This is a genomic window from Streptomyces niveus (assembly GCF_001723055.1).
In the GTDB taxonomy this organism is placed as follows: domain Bacteria; phylum Actinomycetota; class Actinomycetes; order Streptomycetales; family Streptomycetaceae; genus Streptomyces; species Streptomyces niveus.
This window is the reverse complement of the sequence record NZ_MDCR01000042.1, coordinates 88,240-97,550: the sequence shown is the minus strand read 5'-3', so window position 1 is coordinate 97,550 and position 9,311 is coordinate 88,240. Positions and strand designations below refer to the sequence as shown.

Below are 9,311 nucleotides of genomic sequence, written 5' to 3'. Positions count from 1 at the left end.
AGCCGCCGGGCCCGGCGGCTCAGCGGCGGGGCGGGGAACGGGGTTCCCGGTGGTGAGGGACAGCCGTGCGCGGTACTTTCGACAGGTAGAACACTCTGCGGCCACGCGCGGTGGCGATCGCCGAGCCGGCGCACCGGCGGGACGGCGCGGCCCTCCCGCTCCGCCACCTCGCTGCCCCCGACCGGATCATGGGAGGCGCTGATGACGGGCGGAAAGCCGGACCCACACCAGGACTTGGCCGACCAGACCGTCGTGGTGATAGGCGCGAGTTCCGGGATCGGGCTCGAAACCGCCCGTCAAGTGCGGGCGGCCGGGGGCCAGGTCGTCATGGTCGGGCGGGATCCACAGCGACTGGAGCGAGCGGCGGCGGAGATACAGCCGCTGAGCACCGCGTCGCTCGACGCGACCGACACCGACCGACTCCAGCGGTTCTTCGCCGACCTGCCCGCCCCGGTCGACCACGTCATATCGACGGCCGGCGGCCCGTCGTACGCGCCTCTGGCCGACATGGACCTGGAACAGACCGGCCGGCACTTCGGCGACCGCCTCGCCATGACGCTCGGCACGGCCAAGTACAGCCGGGGCAAGGTCCGGGACGCGGGAACACTGCTGTTCATCGGCGGCACCGGCGCCCGGCGACCGGGCAAGGGCGGGACCGTCGCATCGGCCCTGACGGCGGCGCTCCCGGCCCTCACCGCGAGTCTGGCGCTCGAACTGGCGCCGGTCCGGGTGAACCTCATCGCCGCCGGGTTCGTCGACACCCCGCTGTCGGCCGCGCTTCTGGGCGATCAGCTCGAAGCGCGGCGTGCGGAACTCCGCGCCTCGCTCCCCATCGGTCGGGTCGTCGGCCCGCAGGACGTCGCCGCTCTCGCTCTGCACATCATGCGCAACGAAGCGCTGACGGGCGCGACGTACGACATCGACGGTGGCCAGCAGCTGGTGGCCTGACCTCACTCGACGGTGAAACGTGCCGCCTTCGGGTCGAGCGTCGTGGAGCCGTCGTCGGCGCGGACGAGACCGGCGAGCGCTCCCCCGCGTACGCGAGAGCGAACGCCCCCGCGCCCCCGGTGCGTCGATGTCGGCGTGGCAAGGCGGCACCGAGCATGAGTACCGGCGCTCAAGTCGGCTGAGCAGAGGCGGCTGTTGGGAGCCGACGCCTATGGCCGGTCCCGGGCCTCACATATGTTCACTTTGCTACGGCAACCATCGTGGACGTTAGGGCACACCCGCTTCGTGCGCACCCGGCCCGCGCGTGCGTGGAGCAGCCGGTGGCGCACGGAACGGACCGGCGGCCCTACGGCTGCACATCCGGATGACCCTCCGCAAGAGCGCGCCTCCGGACGTATTCAGGTCTGAAAGCGGAAGGATCGCGGCGGCGGAGTTCAAGATTCGGCCATGCGGAACGCTCAGGAAAGTCCCTCGAAAGCCGAGTGAATGCCGCAGTAGAGGCCAGTTGCACCGTCCGACCCAGATGCCTCATCGGGCGCCATACACATCAGCCGTAACGAGGTGCCAAACGGTCGGCAAACCGCGTGTGTTCGTCATGTAACCCGTTGCAATCAAATGCAAAGAGACTGCAAACAGGCTCAAACCCACTGCCCGTCACGGGCGTTTCCGGCACGGACCCACCGCACCCCGTAGTGCGCCCACGCTTTGCAGTAAAGCCGGAAAGACACCGGCGCGCGCCCCGGCGCGCGGTCGGGCGCGGGCCGTCCGACCCGCCGGGGCGGCTCTCCGCCCGGGGACCGGAACTCGTCCTTGCGTCCGGAGCCGTAGCCGTCAACCATTCGATCGCGCAGATTGACAGGTCCACGCCCAGCAACCACTGGTCGGGGACCCGTACGCACCGACTGCCCGCCCTACCGGACGGGCTGTCCATCCCCCACTACCACCGGAGGATCTCGTGATCTTCAAGCGCCTCTCCCCGCTCAACGGCACGCCCAGACGGGCGCGGCTCGTCGCCGTGGCGTCCGGTCTGGTGACCGCCGTCGCGCTCGCGGCCCCCTCGGCCATCGCCGCCCCGGCCCCCGAGGTCAAGGCGAACGCCACGCAGCTCGCCGACGCCAGCGCCGCCGTGCTCGAAGCGGACGTGGCCGGCACCGCCTGGTACACCGACGCCAGCACGGGCAAGATCGTCGTGACCATCGACAGCACCGTGTCGAAGGCCGAACTGGCCGAGGTCAAGAGCGCGTTGGCGGACTCCAAGGCCGAGCTGACGGTCAACCGCACCAACGGGAAGTTCAGCCCGCTGATCGCCGGCGGCGAGGCCATCACCACCGGCGGCAGCCGCTGTTCGCTCGGCTTCAACGTGTCCGTCGGCGGCGTGGCCCACGCGCTGACCGCCGGTCACTGCACCAACATCAGCAGCAGCTGGTCCATAGGCACCCGGACCGGGACGAGCTTCCCGACCAACGACTACGGCATCATCCGCCACTCGAACCCGAGTGCGGCCGACGGTCGTGTCTACCTGTACAACGGTACGTACCGGGACATCACGTCCGCGGGCAACGCGTTCGTGGGCCAGTCCGTGCAGCGCAGCGGCAGCACCACCGGGCTGCGCGGCGGTTCGGTCACCGGCCTCAACGCCACGGTCAACTACGGTGCCAGCGGCATCGTGTACGGCATGATCCAGACCAACGTCTGCGCCGAGCCGGGCGACAGCGGTGGCTCGCTCTTCTCCGGCAACACCGCGCTGGGCCTCACCTCCGGCGGCAGCGGCAACTGCTCCTCCGGTGGCACCACGTTCTACCAGCCCGTCACGGAGGCCCTGAGCGTCTACGGCGCCACGGTTCTCTAGTACGCGCCACGCACCCCTCTCCCCGGCCCTTCGGGACACCCGTGGAGTGACGCACCACCGGCGGACCGCGCTTCGGCGCGGTCCGCCGTCGTCGTCGTCGCGCGTACGCGCGTGGCGCCCCGGTGCTACGCGCGGCGAAGGCGGGTGAGCAGTCCCCTGTGCGCCCACCCCGTCCGGCGCAGGCCCGTCCAGACGCAGCAGGCCGCGACGCCGACCGCGAGTGCGGTCGCGACGAGCGGCGAGGAGACGGCGTTCATCACGGCGACACCGATCACCACGGCGACGAGCCCGTCGAACTGCCAGGCCACGACACGCAGTCCGGAGAGATCGCCGAGCGGCGTGATGATCGGGAGGAGCAGTTCGAGCGGCAGATGCAGCTTCATCTCGCGCAGGAATCTGGCACCGAGTACGAGCACCACCGAGCCCGCCACAAGGAGAACCGCGTGCACCGGGGGCGCGCCGTGCTCCGGCCACCGGGTCACGGTCGCGAGGCCACCGCCCAGGCACACTCCCACCGTCACGGCGACGACCGGCCAGGCCAGCGCGCGGGCGAGTGTCCCGCCCCACCACTCGCCGAACAGCGGCGCCATGGTCAGCTCGTCGCGCAGCCCGCGCCAGGTCTCGCCCACCCAACCGGAGCCCAGATACACGCAGATCGCCCCGGCCGTCCACCACACGGACGCCACGCCGCCGCTCTCCCGTCCGGCCACCCCGTGGGCCAGCGCGGCACCGCCGACCAGCAGCAGCGCCACGGCGGCGCTCGCGCGACCGGGCGTCCGGAGCGCGCGGACGGCCCCCTGGGCGAGATATCCGCGCAGGCGCCCGTCCGGGCGGATCAGCGCGGAGGTCAGACCGCGCGGCTCCGGCCGGTACAGGTCGAGCGCGTGGTGGAGCGTGCCCGTCCACGCGTACGCCTGGGCCTGGGAGGCGCGGGCCGACTCGCGGGCGAGCCTGGCGAGGTCGACGTCACGGATCGAGCGGAAGGCCGCCCGTCCGACGACCGCAGCGGTGGTGGCCAGTACGGCGCCCACGAGCCACAGTCCGAGCCCGGCCGCCGCACCGTCCGGGGCCGAGCGGCTCACGGCGGTCACGGCGAGTGCCACGGCGCCCGCCGCCGAGGCGAGCACGAGATTGTCGCGTACCGCGCGGACCTGACCCCACAGCCAGGCGACCGGGGCGAGGGCGCTGATCCCGGCCATGACCGCCAAGCCCCGCAGCGCGGTGCCGAGTTGACCGAACAGGTCGGTCGCGAGGTACGCCGCCGCGCACGCCGCCAGCAGCGTGACCGTGCCCGCGTACACCAGTCGGCGCCGGGCGATGCCGCCGAGGTAGCGCGCCGGGGAGAGGTCCGTGGACATGAACACGTGCAGCAGGAAGGGCTGGATCACCAGCGGTCCCCAGAAACGGCCCGCGAGTTGGGCACCCCAGCACGCCGCCACCGCGAGCGCGCAGACCGCCGGCGTCGCCCCGGTGAGGGACCCCACGGATATGAGCGCCGGGGACGTGCTCCGGGCGTGGACCATCGGGACCAGGTAGAAGACGCCGAACAACGCGACGAGATAGAGGGGGTACGCGTGGCCACGTACCGTGGCGCGGTCGCCGCGGCGGGCGTAGCGCTGCCGTACGGCGTGGACGCGCGTCCGGGCGTCGGTGTCGCTCCCGCTGTCGCGGTCGGGGAAGGCGGTGGTGTGCGTGGTCATCCCAGCTCCACGCGGCCGTCGCGCAGGTTGACCAGCGCGGCCTCGTGGGTGGCGACCAGGAACGCCGTGCCCTCCTCCTTCGCCCGCTCGGTGAGCAGCGCGGCCACCAGCCCGACCCGGTCGGAGTCCAGATGCCGCTCGGGCTCGTCGAGCAGTACGACATCGGCGGGGCGCACCAACGTCAGGGCGAGGCTGAAGAGTTGGAGCTGACCGGACGAGACCTGGTGGGGAAACCGTTCACCCAGCGAGGACAGTCCCAACCGCTCGATGAGCTGTCCGGCCCGTTCGGCGGTCTCCGGGGCGTTGCCGTACCAGGACGCGGCGACCAGGGTCACCTGCTCGCGCAGCGTCATGTCCCGGGCGAACGGGATGGTGTCGACCAGCGAGGCCACGGACCTCCGGTGCGAGGGCTTCGCCAGGTCGGCGGCTTCGCCCCGTACCGAGCACGTACCGGCCGTCAGCCTGCGGCTGCCCAGGAAGGCGCGCAGGAGTGTCGTCTTGCCCGAACCGTTGCCGCCGGTGACACACCAGAACTCGCCCGGCCGCACAGCGAACGTCGTGGGTGCGAGCAGCGTGGTGTCGCCGAGCGTGACGGTGGCCCCGTCCGCCGCGATCACCGGAACTCCGGTCACTTCTCCTCCCGGACCACCGGCGTCGCCGGGGACCGCCTGCGCGTGCGGTAATCCCATGTCGGCAACGGTACCCGCGGTCGGTTCGAGGGCCGCGAGGGGTGGTTAGGCTCGCGGCATGACGATCACGTACGAATGGCGGGGGGACTTCGAGAACGCGGCCGTCAACGCGCTGCACGCCGAGGGTTTCGGCCATCGGACACCCGACATCGACTGGCTGGCGCGGGTGCGCCGGCACAGTCTCGGCTGGGTCTGCGCGTGGCGTGGGAGCCGGCTCGTCGGATTCGTGAACGTGGCGTGGGACGGGGGCGTTCACGCGTTCGTCCTGGACACCGTGGTCAGCGGTGATCTGCGGCGGGCGGGGATCGGCGCCCAACTCGTCGCCACGGCCGCCGGAGAGGCCCGCGCGGCGGGGTGCGAGTGGTTGCACGTCGACTTCGACGACGACCTGCGGGCGTTCTACTTCGACGCCTGCGGGTTCAGACCGACGAGCGCCGGTCTCATCGCGCTCTGACCACTCCGAGCGCTCTTACCCCGTCGCGCCCCGAGCGGGCAACTCGCCGCCGGGCGCCCGTTGTCGCCGATAGTGTCGGGGCCGGTCGGACCACGGGGTACACGGGAGTACGGGTGCGAGGACGCGTCACATGCATGGTGCTGCTGGCCGGTGCCGGTGTCGCACTGGCCGTGCTGGGAGCGCTGGCGGCCAACGCCGCGACGTCGGACGCCCGTTGGCCCGGCGTCCTGGATCTGTTGCGGCGCAACTCCTGGGAATCGGTGGGCGGTACGGCCCTGCTGGCGGTCCTGGTCGCCGCCGCCGTGGCCGTACGGCAGGAGAAACCCGCCGCCGGGGCAGGTGACCCGCCGCCGCCCGAGCCGCAACCGGTCGCCGACTGGGTGGTCGACCGGGGACAGGGGGACGACGTCGTCGCGGCGGTGTGCGGCAGCGGCGGGGCCGTCGGGATCACCACCTCGCTGTCCGGCGCGGGCGGCTTCGGGAAGACGACGCTGGCCGGGGTCGTGTGCGCCAACCCCCGGGTACGGCGGCGGTTCCGGGGCCGGGTGTACACCGTCACCATCGGCCGGGACGTACGCGGCCGGGCCGCGATCGCGGCGAAGGTGGCCGAGGCCACCCGCTTCATCACCGGGAACACCGAGGAGTTCGACGACCCCGCTCTCGCCGGCGCCCATCTGGGCCGGCTGCTGAACCAGCGCCCGCGCACGCTGCTGGTCCTGGACGACGTGTGGGAGAGCGAGCAGCTCGCCCCGTTCCTGCGCGGCGGGAAGCGCTGCGTACGGCTGGTCACGACCCGTATCCCCTCGCTGCTGCCGCCCGGCGCCCGGTCGATCCCGGTCGACGAGATGTCGCCCGACCAGGCGCGGGCCGTCCTGACCTGGGAACTGCCGCCCCTGCCGGACGACATCACGGAGGCTCTGCTGCGGGCGACCGGCCGGTGGGCCCTGCTGCTGCGCCTGGCGAACCGGCTCATCGCGGAGCAGGTGTCCACCGGCGCCGACGTCACCACCGCCGCCACCGACATGCTGCGGGAGCTGTCCGCGCGCGGGCCCGCGGTCGTGGACCGTACGCCGGGCGCCCTCGACCTGGACGATCCCGAACGCCGTAACCGGGCGGTGCGGGCGACGGTCGAGGCGGCCACCACGCTGCTGCCTCCGGGAGGCGCCGAACGCTTCGCGGAGCTGGCGGTGTTCGCGGAGGACGAGGCGGTGCCGCTGTCCCTCGTCGCGCGGTTGTGGCGCGTGACCGGCGGTCTCACCGAGGCGCGGTCCCGCGCCCTGTGCGCGGACCTGGAACGGCTGTCGCTGCTGTCGCTGTCCGCCGAGAGCGAGGGCCGGATCACCCTGCACGACGTGATCCGCGACTACCTGGCCGGTGAGCTGGGCGAGGCGGCGCTGGACACCGTCCATGCCCGGCTGGTCGACGCCGTCGCCGACGACCTGCCCGCCGCAGGGCCGCTGGCCACCGGCGCACCGGATCCGGGCAGGGCGTGGTGGGAACTGCGGGAGGGCTATCTGCTGGATCATCTGATCGAGCATCTGCTGGCGGCAGGGCGGGCCGAGTTCGCCGAAGCCGTGGCGAGTGATCTGCGCTGGGTGGAGACGCGGCTGGCGCAGCGCGGTCCCACCGCCCCCTGGAGCGATCTCACCCGGATCGGCAGCCCCACCGCCGCCGCACGCGCCCACACCATCGCGCAGGCCGCGCATCTGCTCACCCCCACCGAGCCCGCGCGGGCGCTGACGTCGGTCCTGCACAGCCGCCTCGAAGGTCTCCCGCTCTGGGCCGGCCAGGTGGCCGCGCGGCAGCAACCGCCGCCCCCGGAGCCGGTGTTGGTCAACGCGTGGCCGCCGCCGGACCTCCCGGTGCCCGCGCTCCTGCGTACGCTCACCGGATTCACCGGCCCGGTGGGCCAGTTGGAGATCGCGCCGAACGGCACCTGGCTCGCCACCACCGAGGGGACCGCCGAGGTACGGATCTGGGACCCCGCCACCGGCATCTGCACCACCACGCTCACAAGGCCGAGGGGCCGGCGGAATCCGGTGGAGTCGATGGCCATCGCCCCTGACAGCACATGGATCGCCACCGCCAACGGCACGGACAAGGTACGTGTCTGGGACCCCGTCGGCGGGACCGCCACCGGCAAGATCGTCACCCCCAACGTCGATGACATGGCGCAGTCGGTGAGGTCGCTGGCGATCTCGCCTGACGGCACCGAGGTCGCCCTCGCCAGCGACAGGCAGACGAGCGTCTGGAACCCCGCGGGCGGACCCGCCATCAGCTCGTTCACGAACGGCGACACCCGCGGTGTGTGGCGGGTCACGAGGGCGAACGACGGGACGTGGCTCACCTTCATGAGCTACGGCAGGAAGGTGCGCATCACCTGCCAGGACGAAGCCGTGTGCACCGCGGCTCTCGACGATCCGCCGGGGCGGGTGGAGTTGGTGACGGTCGCACCGAACGGCGCCTGGATCGCCATCGCGTGCGACGACGGCACCGTACGCCTCTGGAACCGCCGCACGAAGAACTTCACCGCCACCCTCACCGGGCACACCGACACGATCCGGTCGGTGACCATCTCGGAGAACAGCACCTGGATCGCCACCGCCGGCGACGACGGAACAGCGCGGATCTGGAACCCCGACAGCGGCACGTGCACCGCCGTGCTCACCGGCCACACCGGTCCGGTGCGGTCGGTGGCGTTCTCCCGGAGCGCGACCTGGGTCGCCACCGCCGGCGACGACCAGACCGTACGCGTCTGGAACCGGACCACCGGCTGCTGCGACGCCGTACTCACCGGCCACGCCGGGCGGGTGGAGTCGGTGACGTTCGCGGCGGACGGCACGTGGCTGGCCAGCACCAGCGACGACAGGACGGTACGGATCTGGAACCGTACCGGCGGCGGACCCGAGGTCGCCCCGAACTCCCCCGTCCGGCATATGGAGTTGGTGACGGTCTCCGCCGACGGCGGCTGGATCGCCACCCGGGGCGAGGAGCGCGCCCTGCGGATCCACGACCGGGCCAGCGGTGCGAGCACGACGATCCCGGCGGCCGAGACCGACGGGGAGGAACCGGTGGCGATCGCGCCGGACGGCACCTGGCTGGCCACCGCCGGCGCCGAGGGGACGGTACGGATCTGGGACCGGGCGAGCGGTACGAGCACCGGCACCTTCACCGGGCACACCGGCGGGGCGCGGTCGGTGACGGTGTCACCGGACGGCACCTGGCTCGCGACGACCGACGCGCAGGGCACGCTGCGTACCTGGGACCGGGCGAGCGGCGCGTGCACGCTCACCGTGGCCGCGTGCGACGCGGGACCGGTGGCTGTCGCGTCCGACGGCAGCTGGCTCGCCACCACCGGTCAGGACATGACGGTACGCGTCTGGGACCGGGCCGGCGGGGCGTGTACGTCGGTCCTCACCGCCCACGCCGACGGAGCGACGTCGGTCTCCGTCGCCCCCGACGGCGCCCGGCTCGCCACCACCGACGCGCAGGGGACGCTGCGGATCTGGGACCGTGCCACGGAGCGGGTGGCCACCCTGATGCGCGTCGACGGACCCTTGCACTCGTGTCTGTGGGGGCCCGACGGCCGCGTCGTCGCGGCGGCCGGGGAACGGGGGCTGTACCTGTTCGCACTGCGTGTGTGAACAGGACGCCCGGAGACCGGTGGCGCC

At 72.6% G+C, this 9,311-nt stretch carries 6 protein-coding genes; 4 read left to right on the top strand and 2 right to left on the bottom strand.

Annotated elements, in window-relative coordinates; genetic code table 11:
• The first annotated feature begins 201 nt into the window (after positions 1-201).
• Both BHU15_RS07040 and BHU15_RS07035 read left to right on the top strand, forming a co-directional pair.
• Positions 202-948 carry an SDR family oxidoreductase gene (locus BHU15_RS07040; protein ID WP_069626373.1) on the top strand — a complete coding sequence of 249 codons (747 nt, stop codon included), beginning with the start codon at positions 202-204 and terminating at the stop codon, positions 946-948.
• 955 nt (positions 949-1,903) lie between these two features.
• On the top strand, positions 1,904-2,797 hold the full coding sequence (locus BHU15_RS07035; RefSeq protein ID WP_069626372.1) for a S1 family peptidase: 894 nt from the start codon (positions 1,904-1,906) through the stop codon (positions 2,795-2,797).
• Positions 2,798-2,922: 125 nt separating this feature from the next.
• On the opposite strand, the gene BHU15_RS40010 is transcribed toward BHU15_RS07035, so the two are convergent.
• Together BHU15_RS40010 and BHU15_RS07025 are read right to left on the bottom strand one after the other, a co-directional pair.
• Positions 2,923-4,497 carry a hypothetical protein gene (locus tag BHU15_RS40010; protein WP_069626371.1) on the bottom strand — a complete coding sequence of 525 codons (1,575 nt, stop codon included), beginning with the start codon at positions 4,495-4,497 and terminating at the stop codon, positions 2,923-2,925.
• The gene (locus BHU15_RS07025) at positions 4,494-5,186 is read right to left on the bottom strand and encodes an ABC transporter ATP-binding protein (protein ID WP_255293045.1); all 693 of its coding nucleotides are present in this window, start codon (positions 5,184-5,186) and stop codon (positions 4,494-4,496) included. Before BHU15_RS07025 ends, BHU15_RS40010 begins: the two co-directional genes overlap by 4 nt.
• Positions 5,187-5,244: 58 nt before the next feature.
• On the opposite strand from BHU15_RS07025, the gene BHU15_RS07020 reads away from it, so the two are divergent.
• Both BHU15_RS07020 and BHU15_RS07015 read left to right on the top strand, forming a co-directional pair.
• Complete coding sequence (locus BHU15_RS07020) at positions 5,245-5,640, top strand: GNAT family N-acetyltransferase (protein ID WP_069626369.1); 396 nt, start codon at positions 5,245-5,247, stop codon at positions 5,638-5,640.
• A 134-nt stretch (positions 5,641-5,774) separates the two neighbouring features.
• Positions 5,775-9,284, top strand: a complete 3,510-nt coding sequence (locus BHU15_RS07015) for an NB-ARC domain-containing protein (RefSeq protein ID WP_079127963.1) — start codon at positions 5,775-5,777, stop codon at positions 9,282-9,284.
• Positions 9,285-9,311 lie beyond the last annotated feature (27 nt).